The 22,053-nt window shown below is 46.9% G+C and carries 17 protein-coding genes and 1 tRNA gene; 6 read left to right on the forward strand and 12 right to left on the reverse strand.

What is annotated here, in order from left to right:
* Nucleotides 1-2: 2 nt before the first annotated feature.
* Together CGRAC_RS08750 and CGRAC_RS12580 are read left to right on the forward strand one after the other, a co-directional pair.
* Entirely contained in the window at nucleotides 3-2,156 is a 2,154-nt protein-coding gene (locus CGRAC_RS08750; RefSeq protein WP_050346340.1) for a HoxN/HupN/NixA family nickel/cobalt transporter, read from the forward strand.
* Nucleotides 2,157-2,397: 241 nt separating this feature from the next.
* Nucleotides 2,398-3,348 carry a DUF3137 domain-containing protein gene (locus CGRAC_RS12580; protein WP_005873136.1) on the forward strand — a complete coding sequence of 317 codons (951 nt, stop codon included), beginning with the start codon at nucleotides 2,398-2,400 and terminating at the stop codon, nucleotides 3,346-3,348.
* Between the two features lie 599 nt (nucleotides 3,349-3,947).
* Here CGRAC_RS12580 and serA read toward each other — a convergent pair.
* The 6 genes from serA to pheS form a co-directional block, all read right to left on the reverse strand.
* Entirely contained in the window at nucleotides 3,948-5,525 is a 1,578-nt protein-coding gene (gene serA, locus CGRAC_RS08760) for a phosphoglycerate dehydrogenase (protein WP_040304423.1), read from the reverse strand.
* A 54-nt stretch (nucleotides 5,526-5,579) separates the two neighbouring features.
* Nucleotides 5,580-7,247 (reverse strand): 30S ribosomal protein S1, encoded by a 1,668-nt coding sequence (locus CGRAC_RS08765; protein ID WP_005873139.1) that lies wholly within the window; start codon nucleotides 7,245-7,247, stop codon nucleotides 5,580-5,582.
* A gap of 112 nt (nucleotides 7,248-7,359) precedes the next feature.
* On the reverse strand, nucleotides 7,360-8,196 hold the full coding sequence (locus CGRAC_RS08770) for a 4-hydroxy-3-methylbut-2-enyl diphosphate reductase (protein ID WP_005873140.1): 837 nt from the start codon (nucleotides 8,194-8,196) through the stop codon (nucleotides 7,360-7,362).
* Nucleotides 8,186-9,460: a 3-phosphoshikimate 1-carboxyvinyltransferase gene (gene aroA, locus CGRAC_RS08775; RefSeq protein WP_005873141.1), complete on the reverse strand. Its 1,275-nt coding sequence runs from the start codon at nucleotides 9,458-9,460 to the stop codon at nucleotides 8,186-8,188. Before aroA ends, CGRAC_RS08770 begins: the two co-directional genes overlap by 11 nt.
* Nucleotides 9,457-11,787, reverse strand: coding sequence for a phenylalanine--tRNA ligase subunit beta (gene pheT / locus CGRAC_RS08780; RefSeq protein ID WP_005873142.1), 2,331 nt, complete (start codon nucleotides 11,785-11,787; stop codon nucleotides 9,457-9,459). Before pheT ends, aroA begins: the two co-directional genes overlap by 4 nt.
* Nucleotides 11,784-12,779, reverse strand: coding sequence for a phenylalanine--tRNA ligase subunit alpha (gene pheS / locus CGRAC_RS08785; RefSeq protein WP_005873143.1), 996 nt, complete (start codon nucleotides 12,777-12,779; stop codon nucleotides 11,784-11,786). The genes pheT and pheS overlap by 4 nt, the downstream gene beginning before the upstream one ends.
* A gap of 129 nt (nucleotides 12,780-12,908) precedes the next feature.
* On the opposite strand from pheS, the gene CGRAC_RS08790 reads away from it, so the two are divergent.
* On the forward strand, nucleotides 12,909-13,265 hold the full coding sequence (locus CGRAC_RS08790; RefSeq protein ID WP_005873144.1) for a histidine triad nucleotide-binding protein: 357 nt from the start codon (nucleotides 12,909-12,911) through the stop codon (nucleotides 13,263-13,265).
* Between the two features lie 543 nt (nucleotides 13,266-13,808).
* Here the strand turns inward: CGRAC_RS08790 and CGRAC_RS08795 are convergent.
* Complete coding sequence (locus CGRAC_RS08795; RefSeq protein WP_005873145.1) at nucleotides 13,809-14,252, reverse strand: Dps family protein; 444 nt, start codon at nucleotides 14,250-14,252, stop codon at nucleotides 13,809-13,811.
* 167 nt (nucleotides 14,253-14,419) lie between these two features.
* Between CGRAC_RS08795 and CGRAC_RS08800 the strand changes: the two genes are divergently transcribed.
* Both CGRAC_RS08800 and CGRAC_RS08805 read left to right on the forward strand, forming a co-directional pair.
* Nucleotides 14,420-15,337 (forward strand): M23 family metallopeptidase, encoded by a 918-nt coding sequence (locus CGRAC_RS08800; protein ID WP_005873146.1) that lies wholly within the window; start codon nucleotides 14,420-14,422, stop codon nucleotides 15,335-15,337.
* Entirely contained in the window at nucleotides 15,289-15,705 is a 417-nt protein-coding gene (locus CGRAC_RS08805; protein ID WP_005873147.1) for a bactofilin family protein, read from the forward strand. The genes CGRAC_RS08800 and CGRAC_RS08805 overlap by 49 nt, the downstream gene beginning before the upstream one ends.
* Before the next feature lie 263 nt (nucleotides 15,706-15,968).
* On the opposite strand, the gene CGRAC_RS08810 is transcribed toward CGRAC_RS08805, so the two are convergent.
* Entirely contained in the window at nucleotides 15,969-16,238 is a 270-nt protein-coding gene (locus CGRAC_RS08810) for a hypothetical protein (protein ID WP_040304426.1), read from the reverse strand.
* A 380-nt stretch (nucleotides 16,239-16,618) separates the two neighbouring features.
* On the opposite strand from CGRAC_RS08810, the gene CGRAC_RS08815 reads away from it, so the two are divergent.
* A tRNA-Ser gene (locus CGRAC_RS08815) sits at nucleotides 16,619-16,709 on the forward strand.
* Nucleotides 16,710-16,760: 51 nt separating this feature from the next.
* Here the strand turns inward: CGRAC_RS08815 and CGRAC_RS08820 are convergent.
* The 4 genes from CGRAC_RS08820 to CGRAC_RS08830 form a co-directional block, all read right to left on the reverse strand.
* Entirely contained in the window at nucleotides 16,761-17,390 is a 630-nt protein-coding gene (locus CGRAC_RS08820) for a hypothetical protein (RefSeq protein WP_005873149.1), read from the reverse strand.
* 272 nt (nucleotides 17,391-17,662) lie between these two features.
* Complete coding sequence (locus CGRAC_RS12765) at nucleotides 17,663-17,785, reverse strand: hypothetical protein (protein WP_005873151.1); 123 nt, start codon at nucleotides 17,783-17,785, stop codon at nucleotides 17,663-17,665.
* Complete coding sequence (locus tag CGRAC_RS08825) at nucleotides 17,763-18,980, reverse strand: 2-hydroxyacyl-CoA dehydratase (RefSeq protein ID WP_005873152.1); 1,218 nt, start codon at nucleotides 18,978-18,980, stop codon at nucleotides 17,763-17,765. The genes CGRAC_RS12765 and CGRAC_RS08825 overlap by 23 nt, the downstream gene beginning before the upstream one ends.
* The gene (locus CGRAC_RS08830) at nucleotides 18,980-21,934 is read right to left on the reverse strand and encodes an acyl-CoA dehydratase activase (RefSeq protein ID WP_050346341.1); all 2,955 of its coding nucleotides are present in this window, start codon (nucleotides 21,932-21,934) and stop codon (nucleotides 18,980-18,982) included. The genes CGRAC_RS08825 and CGRAC_RS08830 overlap by 1 nt, the downstream gene beginning before the upstream one ends.
* Between the last annotated feature and the right edge of the window lie 119 nt (nucleotides 21,935-22,053).

Raw genomic sequence — 22,053 nt, forward strand, 5'->3', positions numbered from 1 at the left:
TGATGAAATTTATTAAAATTTTACTTTTATCCGCGATCTTTAGCTCGCGGATATTTGCGTGCGCTCTGTGCGCCCTATACACGCCCACTGCGCACGTTAGCATTACCCCTGTCGCACAAGACGGCAAGATCGTGAGTCTGCATTTTTCGTGGCTTTTCTCTCAAAATTTTACCGACGTCATAATGCAGACCTACGATATAAATTCCAACGGCAAGCTTGAAAATAGCGAGCTTGCCGAGATAACTAAGGCGATGACCGATTACCTGACCCCCAAAAACTACCTTTGCGAGGCGGAATTCTACGATCAAGCGCCAAAAAACGCAAAGCCTGCGCTTAGCAACCTCGTAGGCACGCAAATTAAGGGAAATTTTAAAAATGCAATAAGCCTCGTCAAAAAGGGCAGACTCGTGTTCGAGTTCGATCAAAAGGTCGGCTTCGAGCTGCAAAATAACCGCGTTCTTAAAATTTCCATTAACGACGATCAGGGATTTTTCAATTTCAAAATGCTTGACGATAAGCCCATTAATCTGGGCGAGGGCTTTGTAGCGAAGCCTAATTCAAATTTAGCCACCACCTTTATAGAATTTAGCGGCGAAAAGCCAAAGATCGCAGATAAAAAACCGCCAATTTCAGGCGCGCCGAACTCCGATTTAGCGCAGGATGATCTTGCATCTAGCCAGCAGAGTCTTGCGGGCTCAGAGGATAAACTTGCGCAAAGCAGGCAAACAAAACCTAATGCCAGCTCGGCGCGCAGATCGAACCAAAGATCCGTCGGCGATATCGTTTCGGAAGCTGCAGCAGAGGCGCAAAAAAATATCGCCGCTTCGGATGCTCTCGCGCAGATTAATAAAACAGCCAAAAAGGACGCGCAGGCAAAAGATGGTCCCGCAAATTCTGCGGCGTCTGTAGATAAAGACGCGGGCGAAAATTTTGCGGCGAGACGAGATAATTCTTTAAATTCTACGCAAAATTTTGCGACTCCGCCCGAGGAGAGTTCCTTAAATTTAGTGCAAAATAGCGCGAGCAAAAACGGCGCTGCATCCGGTAGCAGCGATATTTCAAGCGAGCAGCACAAAGAGACTGCGCTGGGATTTGTCGCGCAAAAGACGATGGATTTTATGAAAAGTCTCAAAACGGCGTTTCGTGCAAGCAGCGAGCATGCAAGCGCAAGCACCATCCTATGGGTCTTGGCGCTTTCTTTTATATACGGCTTTTTCCACGCGGCAGGCCCTGGGCACGCGAAGCTGCTAACGGCGAGCTATTTCTTAGCCCATGGCGGCAGCTACGTCAAAGCCTTTGGATTTGCCCTTAAAATCGGGCTTCTGCACGTCTTAGGAGCGCTCGTTTTGGTAAGTGCGAGCATGTTCGTGCTGCAAAACGTCGCAGGCATAGTTTCTGCAAACTCTGCCTCGATCACCACGAAAATTTCGGCGCTTCTGATCATCATTATAACGGCGCTCATCATCTACGACAAAGCTCGCCGCGTAAGATCGGGCGCCGGCCACGATGCGGGCTGCTCCTGCGCCGCTTGCGCTTCCGCCGCAAACACCGCAGAGACGGACGCGCACTTAAAAAATACAGCGTTTGCAAACGCCGGGAATTCCGCTGGCGCAGCGTCAAAGAGCTATAAATTTTCTAAATTTAATATTCAAAGCGGCGAATCCGCGCAGTATTTAGATACTCAAAATTTAGACGCCGCAACGGCAGAGCTAAATTCAGATTCAAATTTAGCCGCAAATTTAGAGGAAAACTCGTCTAGCCAAAACAAGCAAAAACAGACTTTGAATTCTACAAATTCCAAAAACCAAACCTCGTCTCGCTCGCTGCAAAATGGCGCGACTGGCGGCGGCGAGAGAGGGCGAGAGTGGCTTATCGCGCTTGCGGCGGCGCTCGTACCCTGCCCAGGTACGATCCTGATTTTTGTACTTGCCTTCAGCCTCGGAAGCTTCGCGCTTAGCGTCGCAAGTGCGCTTTTCATCGGTTTTGGAATGAGCGTCGTGATATTTTTAGCCGCACTTTTCGGCGCGAAGGCAAACGAGCTAAGCTCGAAGCGGCTCGTAAGCTTGAAGCTTTACATCGAATTTGCGGGGCTTTTCGTGATGTTCGGGCTCGGGATTTTTATGTATTTCATCTCAGACACCCTCAGGATACTGTAATCGCAAGGTTTTAATGCAAATTTTAAAAAGCGGCTCGCGTGAAATATAAGTTTATGCAATGCGTTAAATTTTAAATCCAGTGCAGATCTAATTTCAAAGAGTAAGATTTTAAAATTTTACGCCGCACGGACTGCGTAAATTAAATTTCGATCTCGGCTATTCATTATGCGGCGGAATTCACTCTTTATAAATCACGTTAAATTTTGCTACAATACTGGCGAAATTTTTATCAAGGATAGATATGTCGCCTGCTCTGCAAGATGTCGTTTCGCAGACTTTAACCGAACAAAAAGCGTGCGCTAGAGCTTTTAATAGATACCGCTACCTCAGTATAGCCGCCTTTTTTACAGTCCTATTCGCAATAATGTCTCTAGACGGCGTTAAAGCAGACACTCCTCTGATAAAAATTGCCGAATTTTTGGGCGCCCTGATCTTTTTTCCGATCTTTTGGATATTTTTTCTGCATTGCGCCGGTCAAAAAACCGAAGCGGAAATTCGCTACTACAAATTTTACAAAGAGATATTCGTCCACGCCGTAATAAACGATATGAACGCGGATTTAAACTATTATCCCTATACCGGTATGCAAGAAGAGGAATTTCAAAAATTTAGAATTGGTAGGAAATCTGGGATCGAAAGCGAGGATCGGATTACGGGCGTGCACTGCGGGATTCAATTTAGCCTCAGCGAGGTACATAGTAATAGTAGGTTTTACATGGGAACGGATAATCCGCTCATAGCGGCGATTGCGTTGATCAAAATATTCTACGATAACTATATGGACTTTAACGGCAATGTATTGATCTGCGAACTCGCGAAAAAAACCTCGGGTAAAACGATAGTGGTAAGTAGGGAGCTAAACGCCAAGATCTTCGGCGAAAAAGAGATGATGGACGATGTGGATTTTATGCGCGATTTTCGCGTGTTTGCGGATGACAAAGTAGAAGCGCGCTATTTGCTAACGCCCGCGTTTATGGAGCGTCTGCGCGAAATAAATCGCGAAACGAACGGCGAGTTCAGCTTGAGCGCGGTATTTATGGATAAGCGTTTATATCTATTTTTAAAAGGCGCGCCGGATCTTTTCGAAACTACGCTTTTTGATAGGCCCGCTAGCATAGAGCTCGCGCTCGAATACCAAACGCAGATCCGCAAAATTTTAAGCCTAATCGAAACACTTAAACTCACAAATTAGCAGGGCGCATTGCGGCTGAAATTTTGCATCGACTAAATTTAGGCCGGGCGGAATTTTTCGGCGAAGCATAATTTCGGCAAAACGTAAAATTTAATCAGCGGCGCAATCGCTCGGTAGTTGCCCGAAATTTAAACGGGCGATACGATTAGAGATATGAAGCACCCGCTAATAAATTTAAAGCAAAAGCACCCTCCGTGTCTAAAAATTTATAAAATTTGACCGCGTTTCGCATCGCAGCCTCTAGCTTTTAGTGCCAAACCTGCATAGCGGCAAAATTTAATCGGCAGCGCCCGCGATGATGAAATTTAAAAACAGATCCACAAGGACGAAATTTAAATTTAAAAACAAGTCCGCGACTAGAGTTAAATTTGACACGCAAACGGCGCTTACAAAAGCCGCACGCTAAAAGGTATCTGCCCGGACACATGCCGCAACGTACCTCAAGCGCCGGCTCTGCACGTACTCAAGTTCCGCCAAAATCCTTGCCGCGCGTTCCCGCGTCGCCTCATCAAACGCCGTCGTAGGCTGGATTGTAAATTTAAATTATAAAGAATTGTATGAGGCGAAATTTAAAATTCCGCCTCCTAAGCGGAAAAGGATTAAAGCGCCGCGTAGCGCACCATTAGGCAGGTTTGAAGCGCCGCCAGTTTATCGAGCGTGCTTTTTTGCACTTCGGAATCGACCAAAATGACCGCCAAAGCGTCCCCCTCCTCGCCTCTGCCTAAGCGGAAATCCGCTATATTGATATTTTCGTCGGCTAGGATCGTGCTTACGGATTTGATAACGCCCGGCACGTCGGTGTTTTTAAAGATTATCATCTTGCCTTTCGGCTTAAAATCGGTCTTAAATCCGCCGATATTTACGATGCGCTCCTCGCTTCCGTCAAAGACCGTACCCGCGACGTTTGAGATCGCTTCGTCGGTCATGATTTTTACCGCGATCTCGCTTTTATAGACGCTGTTTGTAAGCTCGCCGAAGCTCGTTTCAATCCCCTTTTCATCCGCAAGAAATTTAGCGTTGACGTAATTTAGCGAATCGCCCAAAGAATCGTGCAGCGCGCCTACGATGGCAAAAACGAGCATCGATTTTAGATACTGAACCACCTCGCCGCTGCCCTCGATGCGAATCGATTTGATCGGGCCTTTGTTGATCTGCGCCGCAAGATAGGCCATTTTGGAGACCAAATTTATATACGGCTCGATACCGCGCGGCAGATCCTCGAGCTTAAGCGGCAAATTTAAAGCGTTTGGATAGTTTAAGCCGCGCGCGGCGCTGATCGCCTGCTCTGCGGCTTCTCGGGCGATATTGCTTTGCGATTCGAGCGTATTTGCTCCAAGATGCGGAGTCGCGCTTAAATTTTCGATATCCAAAAGCTCGTGATCGGTCGCAGGCTCTTTGTCGAAAACGTCAATGCCGAGATACGCGATCTTGCCGCTGCGTAGATTGTTTGCGAGCGCTTTTTCATTATACAGCCCGCCTCTGGCGCAGTTTATTAGGCGTACGCCGTCTTTCATCTTCGCTATTTGCGGCTCGCCTACCATATTTATCGTCTCTTGATTTTTCGGCGTATGGATCGTGATGAAGTCGCAAGATAAAATTTCGTCGAAATTTTTCGTATATTTTACTCCGAGCTTCGTGGCCTTTTCGGGCTCGATATACGGATCGTAGGCGATGACGTTCATCCCAAACGCAAGCGCGCGAACCCCCACGCGCGAACCGATATTTCCAAAGCCGATGATGCCGAGACTCTTTTTATAAAGCTCGGTGCCGTACCATTTCTCGCGCTTCCAAATTCTATTAATTTTCAGATCGTTGCAGGAATTTACATATTTGCGCGCCGCATTTAGCAGATGGCACATAGTCATTTCGACCGCGGCGATGGTGTTTGCCGTAGGTACATTCATCAAAATAATGCCGCGTTTGGAGCAGCCGTCGATGTCGCAATTATCGACGCCCACGCCCGCGCGCACGATCGCTTTTAGCTTGGTGCCGGCGCCAAGGAATTTCTCATCCACCGCCGTAGAGCTTCTGGTGATCGCAACATCCGCATCGCCTAAAATTCCGTAAAGCTCGCTCTTGGGCACGCTCGTAGCGTCGATTACTTTAACGTCCGATTCTTGCTTAAGCAGATCAAAACCAATTTTGTGGATTGCGTCGCAGACTATGATAGTTTTCATTAAATTTAACCTTTTGAAGTAGGTCCGCAAGGCGGGGGTGCCTTGCGGGAGGAATTATTTATTTAGTTGATCTTTGATTAGATCCCCTAGGCTTTGCTTCTCGTCGTCGTTGCTATTGATCTCGTTTAGCGCCTCGCGCTCCTTCTGATGAGCCAGTCTGCGCACGCTTAGGCGGATTCTATTTTTCTTCTCGTCGATGAAAGCGATCGCAGCCTCGATCTCGTCGCCTACTTTTAGGCTATCTACGCTTACGTTGCCAAGATCTTCCTTGCGGATAAGCGCGTCGATACCGCCTCCAAGCTCGACAAAAATTCCGAACTCTTTAATATCGCGGATCTTGCCTTTTACGACATCGCCTTGATTGTGACTCTTGGCGTAATCGCTAATAGGACTATCGCCGAGCTCTTTGTGGTTTAGAGAAATTTTTTGAGTATCTTTGTCGATCTTAATGATCTTAACCTCGATCTCATCGCCCACTTTGAATAAATTTTTGCACTTCTCGCCGCGATCCCATGAAGCGTCTTCATTATGCAAAAGTCCCTCTACACCGTCGATCCTCACAAACGCGCCGAAGTTTGTAATCGTAGTGACGCTACCTTTGAGCACGTCGCCCACTTTATGCTTAGCAACGAACTCGTCAAACGGCTTTGTAAGTAAATTTTTAAGGCTTACGCGCAATCTGCGCTCGCTAGGGTTGATCTCTACGACCTCAACGTCAAGCTCCTCGCCCTCGCTGATAAAATCTTTCGGATTTTTGATATTTTTATCCCACGAAATTTCACTGATATGCAAAAAGCCCTCGATGTCGTTGCCAAGATCGACGAACGCGCCGTAAGGCTCGATATTGCTTACTTTTACGCGGATAGTATCGCCCACTTCCAGGCTATCTTTGATCTCGTTCCAAGGATCGGGCATCGCCTCTTTTATCGAAAGAGAGAGATGTTTTTTATCGTTGTCGTATTTGATAACTTTAACCGGAACCTTATCGCCCTCTTTGTAGAGCGAGCTTGGATTTACAGGACCTTTGTATGAAATTTCGCTGTAGTGCACGAGTCCGTCCACGCCGCCTACGTCTACGAACATACCGTAGGTGGTGATTTTTTTTACGACGCCTTCGATAATGCCCTCAGTAGCGATTACTTTCTCGATCGCCTCTTTGCTTGCTTTGCGGTCCTCATCAAGTAGCTTCTTGCGCGATACTACAATGCTTTGTTCGTCTCTATCAACTTTAATGATCTTTACCTTGAAATTTTTACCGACGGCGCCATTTGGATTTTTAAGCGCGCTTTGCGAGCGAGGCATAAAAAATTCCACATCATCTGCATTAGCACAAACGAAACCGCCCTTATTAAACGATAGAATTTTAACGTCATAGACATTCTCTGCGTTTTCGTCATAGGAGTCGATGAACGCCTTTACTTTTTCCTTCTTTAGAGCCTTTTTATACGATACGACCGGGCGACCGCCTCTGCTTCCGATAATAGCGACTTTGATGTCATCTCCTACATTAACCTGCGGGTTTCCTTGCTCGTCGCTCACTTCGGCGGCGTCCAAAATGCCCTCCGACTTCCTGCCTACGTCTATGAAAACCTCGCCGTCCTTAAGGGCGATAACCTTACCTGTGACAACCTCGTCGCGAGACTTCCCGGTGTCATACTCCTCTAACAATGTCGCAAAATCTTCCTCTGCGTGGTTTTGAACCTTCTCGTTCACCTCAGCCATATGCTTCCTTTAAATTTATTTGTGCTTTTTTGAAAAGAACTAAAATGCGCGATTCTAGCTAAAATTTGCTTTCGATTTGATAAATTTCTAAGAGTAAATTTGATAAGAGGGCTTATAAATTCTGTGTTAAATTTTCGATTCGCGCCACTACCTTTTTGATGATCCAATCAGGCGTGCTAGCTCCTGCGGAGATGCCGCAGAGGCTTTTGTTTTCAAACCAAGAGCGTTCAAGCTCGCTTTCGTTTTCTATGAGATAGCTGTCTTTGCAAAAATTTTGCGAAATTAAAAAAAGCTGTTTGGTGTTGGAGGAATTTTTCCCGCCTACGATTATCATCACGTCGGCCTTTTGTGACAGGCTTTTTACGGCCTCTTGATTCTCCAGCGTCGCATTGCAAATCGTATTAAAAATTCTCAGCTCCCTAGCGCGCTGCATCAAAAAATCCGCGATTTTAGTAAAGCTTTCTATCTTTTTCGTAGTCTGCGAAACGAGCGCGACGCGAGGTCCAAGCTTGACGTCTTGCAGTTCTTTCGTATCCATAATCACGAATACGCGCGATTTTGCGTAGGATTTTACACCCTTTACTTCGGGGTGATTTTTATCGCCGAAGATCACGATGTCATAGCCTTCCGCGCTCATCTTTTCTACGATCTGCTGCGGCTTAGTCACGAAGGGGCAGGTAGCGTCGATGAGCTCTTTATTTTGCGCCTTTAATCTTTGCAGATCGTCCTTTTGGATCCCGTGCGTGCGGATGATGAGCTTTTGCTCGTCCTTGATCTCACTAACGCCCTCTAAGGTTTTGACGCCGAAATTTTGCCTTAGCCTATTGATCTCTTCGGAGTTATGTATGAGCTCGCCGATCGTAGCGGCCTCGCCGGCGCTTTCTGCGATCTTGATCGCGCGCTTGACGCCAAAGCAAAAGCCGTAGCTTTTAGCCATCTCAATCTTCAACGCCGGCTCCGATCTGTCTTAAAATCGCGGCGAAGTTCGGAAACGACGTCGCGATACAATCGCTATCCTCGATGATCATCCCCGATCTTAAACCCAAAATCGCAAAGCTCATCGCGATACGATGGTCGCCGCACGGCGTGATGATCGCCGCGTTCGCCTCGCCGCCTTCGATCTGCCAGCCGTCCTGTAGCTCGCGCGCCTTAATACCGCAGGCGCGAAGCCCTTCGCAGGTTACTTTTATGCGGTCGCACTCCTTCACGCGCAGCTCGGCGGCATTTCTAAGCACGCTACTTCCCTGTGCACAGGCAAAGGCGATCGCAAGCGCAGGCGCCTCGTCTATAAGCCACGAGATATTTTCGCTCACCTCCACGGCGTGAAGCGGCGCGTAAGCGACCTCTATATCGCCGATCTGCTCGTAAATTTCGCTCGTTTTATGAAATTTTACTTCAGCGCCCATGCGTTTTAAAATTTCATACGCCTCTATGCGGGTTTTATTTAGCAGCATATTTTTTAGCACGATACACGAGCCGGGAGTTATCGCTGCGGCGACGGCGAAAAAAAACGCCGAGCTGGGGTCGTTTGGGATAAAAATTTCAAACGGTTTAAGCGGAGAGCTAAGCGGCGCGACTTCGATCTCAAGACCGTTTTGCGAAATTTGCGCGCCCATCGCTTTTAGCATCCGCTCGCTATGATCGCGGCTAAGCTCGGGCTCACTAAATTTACACCCGCTGCCGCGCAAGGCCGCTAAAATAAGAGCGGTCTTGACCTGTGCGGACGCGATTTTGCTCGCGTATTCAAAATATCCGAGCTTTTGCCCGAGCACCGCAATCGGCGCCTTTTCGCCGCCTGCTCGTCCGTAAATTTTAGCGCCCACCTTGCAAAGCGGATCCGCAACGCGCCTCATCGGACGCTCGCTTAGATACCGATCGCCGCACAGCACGAAAAAGCCCTCGCATCCCGCCAAAAATCCCATAAATAGCCGCATCGCCGTACCCGAGTTGCCGCAATCAAGCGGAACGTTAGGCTCTTTGATAATCTCCGGCGGAGTGATCAGAATTTCGCCCTCTACGCGCTGTACGCTAGCGCCCAAAAGCTCCACGATCTTTAGCGTATTTAGCGTATCCTCGGCGGCTAGATAGTTTGAAATTTTACTCGTCTCCTCCGCTAGCAGCGAAAAGATCGCCGCACGGTGCGAGATCGATTTGTCCGCGGCGATATTTGAAATCTCCGCCCGCAAAGGGCTTGCTTGCGCAAAAATCCTCATCGCAGCCCAAGCCCCAGTTCGCTGCTAAGTGCAGCTAAAATTTTATCGGTAAAGCCCGCTACTTGCTCGTCGCACAGCGTTTTTTGAAGGTCTTGAAATACAAGTCTGATCGTCAGGCTCTTTGAATCGCCCAGGCTTTCGTCACTGTAAAGATCGCTTGGGATAAGCTCCTTTAGCGCCTCGATTTTAAGGGCGTCTATACACTGCTTAATCTGCTCGAAGCGCATTCCGCTCGGCACCAAAATGCTTAGATCGCGCGATACGCTAGGGAACTTCGAATAAGCGTCCGCTACGATATTTTCAAATTTAAGCTTGGAAAAATCGATCTCGCACAGATAGCTTTTATCCAGATCGCGCCCCGCTTCTACGGCGTAATCCACGCGCCCGATAAAGCCCACTATCTCGCCGCCCTGCTCGATCTGCGCCTGCTCGAATTCGCTTAAAAATTTCAAATTTTCGCCGGGCAGCCTGACCTTAAATTTACCGATGACGCTTTGGATTAAATTTGCAAAATACAAAAAATCCACCGCAGCGGGTTTTGCGCCGACCGCGATAGAGGGCTCCGCCTTTAGTCCGCTAGCGATAAAGCCCAGTCTTAGGCACTGCGAACCGTCCGCATCAAATACCTCGCCTAGCTCAAAAAGCTTGACGCTTCTGCGAGAATTCTTTAAATTTCGCTCAGCAGACTCCAACAGATGATTAATCAGCGTCGGTCTTAGCGCGTCCAGCTCGCCGTTGATCGGATTTAAAATTTTAACCTTGCACGGCGCAAAGCCTAAGCTTTGCAGCGCCTTGCTATCGTCAAATACATAATGCACGCACTCGAAAAATCCCACTGCTGCCGCCTTGCTGCGAAGCTTGCGCCCATTACATAAGCTTACGTAGGTATCGTTTAGGCGGTTTTTTTCGTAGAAGCTTAGCGGCGCGGCGGCGATATTGTCGATGCCCACGATACGCACTATCTCCTCGCACACGTCGTGAGAATTTACGATATCGTGGCGGAAAGGCGGCACCTTGGCGGTGATGAGATCGGCCTCGACGCCTACATCAAAGCCCAGCCTTTTTAAAATTTTTACGATCTTATCGCGCGGAATTTGTGCGCCGATCATTGAGTTTATCTCTTTTTCGCTAAAGCCCACGATAAGCGGCTCCAAAGCGTTTGAAATCTTTTGTGTGCCCGCATATAGGCTAACGGCTTTATTTTTAAGTAGCAATCTAAATAGCAGATCTAGCCCTAGCCTAAGCTTTGGCTCGCTGCCTCTACTTGAGCGGTACACGTGCTCATCGCCCTTTAGGCTTTTGTTTTCGTTTACTGCTTTGGCGATAATTAGTGGCGCGGTGTAGTTTGCCTCTAATAGCACTACTTTGCTACTGCAACACGCCTTTAGCTCTGCGTCTTGGCAAATCCCTGCTACGCTAAGCAGTCTCTTGCCCGCATAAACGCCGAACTCACCGTTTGGCATAGGCTTTATGTCAAGTGCCACCTTGCCATCTACGGAAGCGATCTTTTCAAAATCATAAGCGCGCAGTAACACTCCGGTAGAATGAGTAGCGTAGTTGATGAAATTTTGCACCGCGCAGCTTTGCAAAATACCAACGCTTGCAAGACGCAAGGTCTGCTTTAAATTTAACTTCAGCTCGCCTTTGATCTCGTAAGCCCGAAAGGCAAATTTAGCGCTTACCTCATCGCTTGCACGCACGCTTAAAATTCTACCGATACCAGGCGCTCCGTCGGCATCTTCAAACTCGTGTTTTTCCTTTAGCGGCAGATCAAGCGCTGCGCCTAGATCGCGCGCTATGCCTAAGATGCTAAGGCAGTCGCCGCGATTAGCGGTAAGCTCGATCTCGATAAGATCGTCGTTAAAAATTTCATACTCGCGCAGTTCCTTGCCGAGCACGAGCTCGCCGATGCTGCTATCAAGCACCATAATGCCGTCATTCGTCTTAGCAAGCCCAAGCTCGGTTGCCGAGCAGATCATGCCAAAGCTCTCCACGCCGCGAAGTTTGGCAGGCTTTATCTCAAGGCCACTAGGCAGCACGGCGCCGATTAGGCTAACCGCTACGTATTGCCCCGCCTCAACATTTTTCGCGCCACAGACGATCTGCAAGCTCTGCTTACCGACATCAACCTCGCAAACGTTTAGATGATCGGAATTTTCGTGACGACGCTTGCTTTTTACGAGCCCTACTACGACGCCTTTAGGAAGCGAAATTTTATCGTGAGCGTCAACCTCAAGACCGATGGAATTTAGCGTAGAAAGCAGCCTTTCGCTTGGAATTTCGCTTATGTCGATCCACTCTTGCAACCAATTTCTCGTTATTATCATTTAAACTGCTCCAATAATCTAATATCGCCTTCAAATAGTGAGCGCAGATCGGGGATACCATGCAGCAGCATCGCAAATCTCTCCACGCCGAGCCCGAATGCGTATCCGCTGACATTTTTCCAGCCTACTGCTTTAAAGACGTTGGGATCGACCACGCCGCTGCCTAGCACCTCGAGCCAGCCCGTCTGCTTACAGACGCGGCATCCCTCGCCGTGGCAGAAAATGCAGCTGATATCGACCTCAGTGCTTGGCTCCGTAAACGGAAAGAAGCTCGGACGGAAGCGCACCTTTACGTCGCCGAACATATAGCGCAAAAATTCCTCCAAAACGTATTTTAAATTTGCAAAACTCACCCGATCGCCCTGCTCGACTACGAGGCCTTCTACCTGATGAAACATCGGCGTGTGGGTTAGATCCATATCGCGACGAAAGACCGCGCCCGGGGCGATCATGCGCACCGGCGGAGCTTTAAATTTCTCCATCGTGCGGATCTGAACGCCGCTAGTGTGCGTGCGTAACAGCCGCCCATCATTTAGATAAAACGTATCTTGCATATCGCGCGCGGGATGGTATTTGGGTAAATTTAACGCTTCGAAATTATGAAAGTCGTCCTCGATGAGCGGGCCGCTTTCGACGCTAAAATTTTGCGCGATGAAGTAGTCAATGATCTTATCCATCGTCTCCATCACGGGATGCAGCGCGCCGCAGCTTACGTTTTCGTTAAAAAGCGTGACGTCGATTGCTTCATTTTTCATCGCCTCTTTTTGCTCCGCCGCTTCCAGGCTCGCCTTTTTTGTGGCGATGAGCTCGCTGAAATAATCGCGCTTTTCATTCGCGCTTACGGCAAGCTCTTTTTTCTGCTCGGGGGCGGCAGATTTAAGCTCGGCAAAAAGCTGCGTTATGATGCCTTTTTTGCCGAAAAGCTCCAAGCGCACGGCTTCTAGCTCGCCAAGGCTTGCCGCAGCGTCGATTTTTGCTTTAATCTCTTGCAAATTCTATCCTTGTAGTTAAATTTAATGGCGCGATTGTAGTTAAAATTTGATAAAAGCTAGGTAAATTTGCGTGTTTGGATTTTTTGGCTATAATCGCGGCTAAATTTCAACCTCATAAAAGGATCTAAAATGAACGTATTCGAAAAGATTGTAAACGGCGAAATCCCGTGCAACAAAGTGTTAGAGAACGAAGAATTTTTGGCTTTCCACGACATCAACCCAAAAGCGCCGATCCACATCCTGGCGATCCCTAAAAAATGCTACGAAAACTTCCAAGTAACGCCTCCCGAAGTGATGAGCAAAATGAGCGCTTTTATCCAAGAAGTAACCCGAAAAATGGGGCTTGATAAGAGCGGATACCGTCTCGTTTGCAACTGCGGCGAAAACGGCGGACAGGAGGTGATGCACCTGCACTTTCATATCCTCGGCGGAATGAAGCTACCGTGGGACCGCGTCAGCGACCGCAATACCGAAGAGAATTTTTAAGGCTAGAGCTTAAAGTCTACTTAAAATCAGAATTCCGTGAAATTGCAAAATTTTGCGGAATTTGCAAAATTCTTTGAAATTTTTAAAATTCCGCTTCATTTATAAACACCGAGGTTTTAAAAATAATCAAAATAGTAAAACTACAAGCTAAAATTTATCATCAGACGGCTAAAGAGCAATATAAATTATCACAAACGAACTCTTAGCAAATGCTGTTCTTTGGCTATAAAGCCTTGGCTTTTAGAATTTTTACGGCTACGAAATTTGAAATCGTCAAGGAATTTTAACGACGCGGCAAAATTTTAAAAGAAACTGAGCTTTACAAAAAGAGTCATGTTTGTACATGACAAAAGAGTTAAATTTCAACGATATGAAATTTAAAACCTACATAAATTTTACTTTGAATGAGTGATTCTACTTCAGTTTTCAAGCAGGATTTAAAATTTTAGTGTGAAATCATAATCTTAGAATTTTAAAAATTTAAATAGTAAATTTAAGTTTAGGGGCATATGCCCCTAAAAATTTTGAAAGGATTTGCGAGGATTATTTGCTTAGCATTGAGCTTAGCATCCATAGGCGTTTTTCATAATCGCCGTAGTGATCCTGCGCGATATTTGAAGTCGTATCGTCGCCCTCTTCTTCGGCTACTTCTTGAAGCTTTTTAAATTCTTTTACCAAATACTCGTAAGCTTTTTTAACATCCTCAAGTACCTCAGATACACTATAGCTATCTTTTACGCTAATCGGAGCGTCTTTTGAAAGCTCAATTAGATCCTTGGCCTTAGTTACGGCCTTGCCACCTATTTGAAGTGCGCGCTCAGCCATATCATCAAAGAGCTCGCCCATCTCGTCGTATGCTTTCTCGGTGTAAGCGTGAACCTGCGCGAATTGTAAGCCCTTAACATTCCAGTGATAATCGTGGAATGCAACAAAGAACGCATGAGCGTCCGCCTGAAGTTTGTTTAGTTGTTTTACTGTTTTTGACATTGTGTCTCCTTTATTTAAAATTGCTGTAATTATAGCAAGATTTTCTTAAATTATAATTATACTAAGTAATAAATTTTATCTTTTAGTGGAATTTTGAAATTATATAGCTTTTAAATTTATCTACAATTTTTTGAAATTTCAGCTATGCTGCATTATAATGCCGCATTATGAAAAACAAATTTATGATAACCATAACCGACCTTAACGGCTCTAGGAATTTTTTGCTCTCGCAAATCATCAAAAAGATCGCGTTATATTTGGTACTATTTGTTTTTACCGTTTTCGTCACGGGTGCGCTATATATCAGGTATCTGGGCTCAAAAATCGACAGCCTTTCGCGAACCAAAACCGAGCTTAACGAGCTAAATCAAAAACTTCGCGACGGTATCGCGGCAAGTCAGATGGAATTTGAAGCCATCGAGGGTAAAATTTCGGATTTGGAGCATCAGTTTGGGCTCGATCCTGAGGAGGATGAGCGCGCGATCGACCGCCTATCTCACATCAAGACTACTTCCGAACAAGAGATCAAAGAGCGCGCGCAAAAGATCATCAACGAAAAATTCTCCGACGCGCTGATAAAAGAAATTTTTATGCAGATCCCAAACGGCAGGGTCATGCGCACTCATCAGCTCAGCGAGAAATTCGGCTGGCGCAACCATCCCATCTTAAAGCGCAAGCAGTTTCACCCAGGCGTTGATCTACGTACGCCGCCTAAAACGCCTATCTACGCGCCTGCAGACGGCATCATCCAATACAGCGGAGCGGGCGCTACGGGCTATGGCAATCTAGTCGAGATCCGCCATAATTACGGCTTTACGACACGATATGCGCATTTGGATTCAAATTTAACTCGCAAAGTAGGCGAGTTTGTAAACAAAGGCGATCTTATCGCTTTCAGCGGTAACACCGGGCTTAGCACCGGGCCCCATCTGCACTACGAGATTAGATTTTTGCAGCTGCCGCTAGATCCGTTAAATTTCATCAACTGGAACGAAAAAAATTACAAAGAAATTTTTACTAAGGAGGAAGATGTCCCATGGCAATCTTTAATAAAGGCGATGCAAACACCGCTCAAACAACAATAATCTCGTCAGGCACGCTCATCAAAGGAGAGCTGCACCTGTCGTGCATTTTGCATATCGACGGCAATGTCGAAGGCGACGTGATCTCCGATAATACCGTCGTCATTGGTAAAAATGGTACCGCGCGCGGCTCGATCAGGGCCAAGCATATCGTAATCAGCGGCAAATTTTTCGGCAATATCGAAGCCGAGCTCGTCGAGCTGCTAGGCGGCGGTGTGCTCGTAGGCGACGTGCTATCGCAAAGCTTCGGCATCGAAGTGGGCGCGAAATTTAACGGAAAAAGCGCGGTAAGTGGCGGCGATCAAGCCTTAGTCATCGACGGCAGCGCAAGCGAAGACGTCAAGCTCATCGACAAAGCTCTAGGCGAATAATCGCGCATATTTGGAATTCTTGGGATTTTAAAGGCTTTGAAACTCGCAGAATTTCGGAATTTAAAAGCCTAAAAAATTCCTATACTTCGAAATTTTTGAATTTGAAATTTTAAGAATTCTGAATATTTTAAAATTTTCTAAATATGGAATTTATACAAAATTTACTGCAAAAAACGCAGATTTTAAAATTAAATTTAAAAACGTAACGAGATCGTTTACAATTTTAACCTCATCGTCGCGCCTGCTTTAAAAATTTGGCGACGTTATTTTTTAGAATCTTTCGAGTTAATCATAAATTTATCAATCAAAATAGCTAGCACTACAAATATAATCACGAATGCGATTACATAGGTAACTTTAAGTTGATCTACTCCTTTCTCAAAAGCGAGAAAATCTACAACAAAAGATGGATTATAAAAATTTCCAAACAGGGAGGCTAGCGTATCGATGCTATTCATATAAAAACCAGCTCCCAAAAAAGCAGCCACAAGTGCAATAATAATACCCATCAACCTTTTAGCGTTAGACGACACGGTAAATCCTTTTAAAAAATATATTTGAAGAGTATACCCCCCATTAATCTTAGCTTAAATTTCTTGCGATGACGAAGGTAGAAAATTTAAGGATCGGAATTTATATGCAGAATTTACGCCAGATTTTACTGGACCACTATAAATTTAAAGGGGATTTTAACGTAAAGTTATAGTAAATTTTGGAATTAAGCTTCAAAAATTTTTGAATTTGCAAGGCAAGCGAATTTATACTTAAAATTTTACTATAATAAATATGAATTCTTTTGATAGCCTCTTTTGACTCATTATAGCTCTTTGTGCCGCTAGCTCAAAATATCCGCGAGCTGAGCTAATTTAAGCCCATTATTAGATTAGTTATGTATAATGCGATTTCTTTTTGTGGACAGATGGGTGAGTGGCCGAAACCACACCCCTGCTAAGGGTGCAGCTTCTAACCGGGGCTCGAGGGTTCAAATCCCTCTCTGTCCGCCACTACTTTAGAATCTAAATCAATAAAATTTCACTTCCGTGGTTCAGTCGATTCTAGCCGCCTAGGATACTGCCTAAAAGCAGCACCGGCATCATTAGCGGCATTACGATGAGTCCTTGTATGTCGGTATCCATTTTCGCATCGCGCTCGCTTTTGATCCCGCTATCGACCGCTATACGCGCGGGGTACTCGATCGGCACGCTTAGACGGTGCGATCTGCGCAGCTCGTCGTGATCTTTTAGGCGCTTAAAATATTTGCCTTCGATCAGATAAGAGTAGCGAAACGTAGAGCTATACGCGGGCTCCAGCTGCTCTGGGTCGTCCATCAGCTTAGCCTGCACGGATAGTGGCAGATCGTATTTTACGAGCTCGATTTCGTGCTGGATATATGCGGCATCGCTGCCCTCGTTATATCTGTCGATCGTAAGCATGCTTACGTTGCGCCTTATCGCGTCTTTATTCAGCGACGCCAGACTCGCAACCTTGGCGCGCACAGCGCTAAGATTCGCATCAAATACGTAATCGTAAATCTCACCACTCATTCGCAGCTGACCGCCGGACGCCGCGCTCATCGCGACGATGTGCTCGCGCCCTTGCATGTAGCCCGGCAAATTCTTACTCGCACATCCGCTAAAAACTCCACAGCATAGCGCCAAAACCACGCCGTAAATCCAAAATTTCATAAACTTCCTTTGTAAAATTTAAAGACGGATTGTATTAAATTTTACCTTAACGAGAATGGAATTTTACGGTGTGGCAGAATAGAATTCTGCGGCGGAACTCCATGACGGCGACGCGTAGAATTTCGCGCGGATTTGCATTAAATTTCGATGAAATTTAGCAAGACGGGGTTGGAATGCGCGGAAGAGGCAAAAGAAGCGCAATGGCGCTGCCAAGATTTTAAAATTTTAAAATCTCAAGGAAATTTCGCGGAAAGAGACGAGCCATTTATGCGTCAAAATTTAACCTTCATCGCGAGCTTGCTTTTAAATTTTAAAATTTTACAGCAGGCTTTAGAATTTAAAATTCCAAAGCCCTTTTTGATATGCGGCGCGCTACTTTCTATTTGCGTTAGCAAGCATCAACTTTATGCGGTTTTCTTGATTTACCGCGCTTGCGCCCGGGTCGTAGTCGATAGCGGCGATGTTTGCTTGCGGGTAGTTCTGTTTGATCTTTCGGATCATTCCGCGCGCGATGATGTGGTTTGGCAGACAGCCAAAGGGCTGCGCGCACACGACGTTTTGTATGCCGTGACGCATAAACTCGACCATCTCCGCCGTCAGCAGCCAGCCCTCGCCCATCTTCACGCCGTGACCGATGTAGCCGTCGGCGGCGGCGCGAACCTCGCTAAATGGGCTTGGCGCACGAAAGCCAAAGCGCTTCATCTGCTTAATCATCATGCGCTGAAAAAATTCCACTATCTTAGCGACCGCAAGCGAGCCGTAATACGCCGCGCCGCCCTTGCCGTAGAGCTGCTTGTCGTAGACCGCATCGTAGATGCAGGTAAGCACAAAGTCCATCAGCCCCGTATTTACGGGCTCGGCGTTTTCGCGGATGAGGTAGGCGTTTAGACCGTTGTTGCCGATGGGCGAGTATTTGAGATAAATTTCACCCACGATGCCTACTTTTACTCGCGGCTTATCGTCGCGCTCGATTTTAGCGAACTGCGAGAGGATAAATTTGAAATTTTTCTTGAGATTGAAAAACGATCTTTGATCGGTCAAATTTTTGATCCGCTCGGCGCATAGTTCGTAAATTTCATTTGTTTGATTTTTGATCTTTTCGTAGGGCTTGCACTGATTATACAGCCCCATCATCAAATCGCCGTAAAATATCGCGGCAAAGAGCTTTAGAAGCGATTTTTTGCCGAGACTAAATTCATTCTCATCTAGCGATCCAAAATTTAACGAGATCGCGGGGACGTAGCTAAAGCCGCTGTCCTCAAGCGCTTTACGAAGCAAATTTATGTAGTTGCTCGCTCTGCAGCCGCCGCCCGTTTGGCTGATGAGAAGCGCTACTTTGTGCGTATCAAACTCGCCACTTTTGAGCGCGTCGATAAACTGCCCGATGACGAGCAACGCGGGGTAGCACATGTCGTTATGCACGCTGCGAAGCCCCTCCTCGACGATATTTTGACGATTTTCGCCGAGCAAGACGCTCTTATAGCCCTCGTCGCGCAGCACACCTTGCATAAAGCGAAAATGCGGATCGATCATCGTGGGGATCAATATCGTGTGGGTGGCTTTCATATCTTTCGTAAATTTAGCAAACATTAGCGCGCATCCTTTCTTGCTTCTTGTTGCGCGCCTTGCCTTTCGCGCTCTATCATAGTCGCTTTTAGGCTACGCAGACGAATTTTAACGGCGCCTAGGTTCGTAACCTCGTCGATTTTAAGTTGAGTGTAAATTTTACCGTTTTGACGCAGTATGTCGCGCACCTCGTCGCCCGTAATCGCATCTATCCCGCAGCCGAAGCTCACTAACTGCACCAGCTGCATGCGCGGGTATTTACAGACGAACCGCGCCGCGCTATAAAGCCTGGCGTGGTAGGTCCATTGATTAAGGCTTTTCGTCTGCACCCTGCTAAGCGGCAGCGCGTCCTCGCTAAGCACTATAAAGCCCAAGGAATTTAGATAGCGATCGATGCCGTGGTTGATCGTCTTGTCGATATGATACGGACGACCCGCTAGCACGACGGCGCTGGCACCGCTGCTTTGTATCTCTTTTAGGGTCTCCTCGCCTTTTATTAAAACGGTATTTTTATAGTTTTGCAGCTCCTTAAGGCCTTGCAAGACGGCGTTTTTCACAGCGTCGGAATGAAATTTATACCCGGCGTCCGCGAGCTCAGCTTGCATCGTTTTGCAAAACGAATCTTGCATATTAAGATCCACGTGCGGATAGAGGAATTTTTTCTCCTCCAGCGCGCCTACGTTCGCGCGTATCAGCTCGGGATAGTATGCGACTACGGGGCAGTTGTAGCAGTTCTCGCTGATATTTTCATCTAGGCTGTAGCTCATACACGGATAGAAGATAAAATCGACGCTCTTGTTTAGCAGATCGTAGATGTGGCCGTGCACGCTTTTAGCCGGGTAGCAGACGGTATCGCTCGGTATGCTTTGGCTTGCTAAAAACAGCGTCTCTTTTCGCGGCTTTTGCGACAGCACGACGCTCATGCCTAAATTTTCAAAAAACGCACTCCAAAACGGGATCATCTCAAACATATTCAAAACAAACGGAATTCCGACCCGCGGCGCATCCTGCTTCGGCGGCTTGCGATATTTTCGCAAAAGCTCGTTTTTAAACTCAAACAAATTCGTAATGTCGTGGCGGATCTCCTTGCCCGCGCCGCGCTCGCATTTATTTCCCGAGACGAATTTAGTATCGCCGAAGTAGCTGATCGTAAGCGGGCATTTGTTCGTACAGAGCTTGCAGACGCTAAATTCGCTGCGATGAGTGAAATTTTCAAGCTCTGCACGACTGATCATATCAGTGTGCTCGTTTGCGTTATTTTTGGCAAAAAGCGCCGCGCCGTATGCACCCATAAGCTCGCTGATATCTAGACGGATCACATCCTTGCCGAGCTCTTTTTCAAAAGCCCGCAGCACGGCGTTGTTTAAAAATGTCCCGCCTTGCACTACGATGTTTTGACCCAAATCGTCGGCGTTTCGCACGCGGATGACCTTGTAAATCGCATTTTTTATGACGCTAATAGCAAGTCCAGCGCTGATATCCTCGATCGTAGCGCCGTCCTTTTGAGCCTGCTTAACCGAAGAGTTCATAAAAACCGTGCAGCGGCTACCGAGCTTGGCAGGATGGGTCGCAAAAAGGGCTAAGCTTGCAAAATCTTTAATGTCGTAACCCAAAGAATTTGAAAAAGTCTGCAAAAACGAGCCGCAGCCCGAGCTGCACGCCTCGTTTAACACGATAGAATCGATATTGCCATCTTTAATGGAGAAACACTTAATGTCCTGCCCGCCAATGTCTATGATGAAATCGACCTTTGGATTGAAGTGGCGCGCGGCGCTGTAATGCGCGATTGTCTCGACGATACCGTAATCGAAGCGAAAGGCGGTCTTAATGAGATCCTCGCCATATCCGGTAACGCCGCTGCCCTTGATCTTGATGCGACCCTCGCAAAGATCGTATAGCTCCTTAAGACGCGGCAGCAGGATATCGACCGGATCGCCTTTATTGGAGGAGTAAAATTTATACAGCAGCTCGTAGTTTGCACCCATAAGCACGACTTTGATCGTAGTGCTACCGCAATCCACGCCCAAATACGCGTCTCCGCTGTAGGTGTGGATATCCACCTTAGGCACGCTTGCGCGGGCGTGGCGAGCGGTGAACTCGTCAAATTCCGCTCTGTCTTTGAAAAGCGGCGGCTCGGCTTCCAGCGCGGTCCTGTCGGGCTCTTTTTTTAAAAGCGCGATCGTCTCATCTAAATTTAACGTCTCGCCCGTATCTTTTGCGTACAGCGCGCTGCCGTAAGCCACGAAGTAAGGCGCGATGTCGGGGAAGGTCGCGGTTTCGTCGGTGAGCTTTAGTACCTCTTTAAAGCGCACCTGAAGGCCTTTTAGGAAAAACAACGGACCGCCCAGAAACAGGATATTGCCCTTAACTTCGCGACCTTGCGCGAGTCCAGAAATCGTCTGCTCGACGACCGCAGCGTAGATACTAGCGCAAATATCCTCTTTTCTAACGCCCTGATTTAATAGCGGCTGAATGTCGCTTTTGGCGAACACACCGCAGCGTGAAGCGATCGGGTAAATTTTATTTGCCGCAAAGCTTAGGCGATCAAGCTCCGTGATATCTAGATGCAAAAGATTGGTCATCTGATCAATAAATGCGCCGGTACCACCCGCACACGAGCCATTCATCCGCTCCTCAAGTCCGCCCGTGAGAAATAAAATTTTAGCATCCTCGCCGCCCAGCTCGATTACGACGTCGGTCTTCGGAAACATCCGCTTGACGCCGAGCGAGGTAGCGAAAACCTCCTGGACGAACGGAATTTTACAATTTTTGGCGATACCCATACCCGCCGAACCCGCTATGGCGACGCTGAATTGCTCGCCTGCGTAGGTTTTTTGGATTTGCAAAATTTTATCCAGCACCAGCTCTTTTGGCTTTGCTAAATGCCGCTCGTAGCTCTTGCTTAAAATTTCATATTTTTCGTTTAAAACTACCGTTTTAACAGTGGTTGATCCTACGTCAATGCCTAAAAAAATCACATCTCGCTCTTTATTGAATAAATTTTTACTCGGCCGAATCCTCAAATTTAGCGCGAGCCTTCTAAATTAAAATTTGCATTTTATAGTAATATTTTTAAACGCAAATAAAATCAGGATAT

Origin of the sequence: Campylobacter gracilis (genome assembly GCF_001190745.1) — a bacterium.
Taxonomy (GTDB): domain Bacteria; phylum Campylobacterota; class Campylobacteria; order Campylobacterales; family Campylobacteraceae; genus Campylobacter_B; species Campylobacter_B gracilis.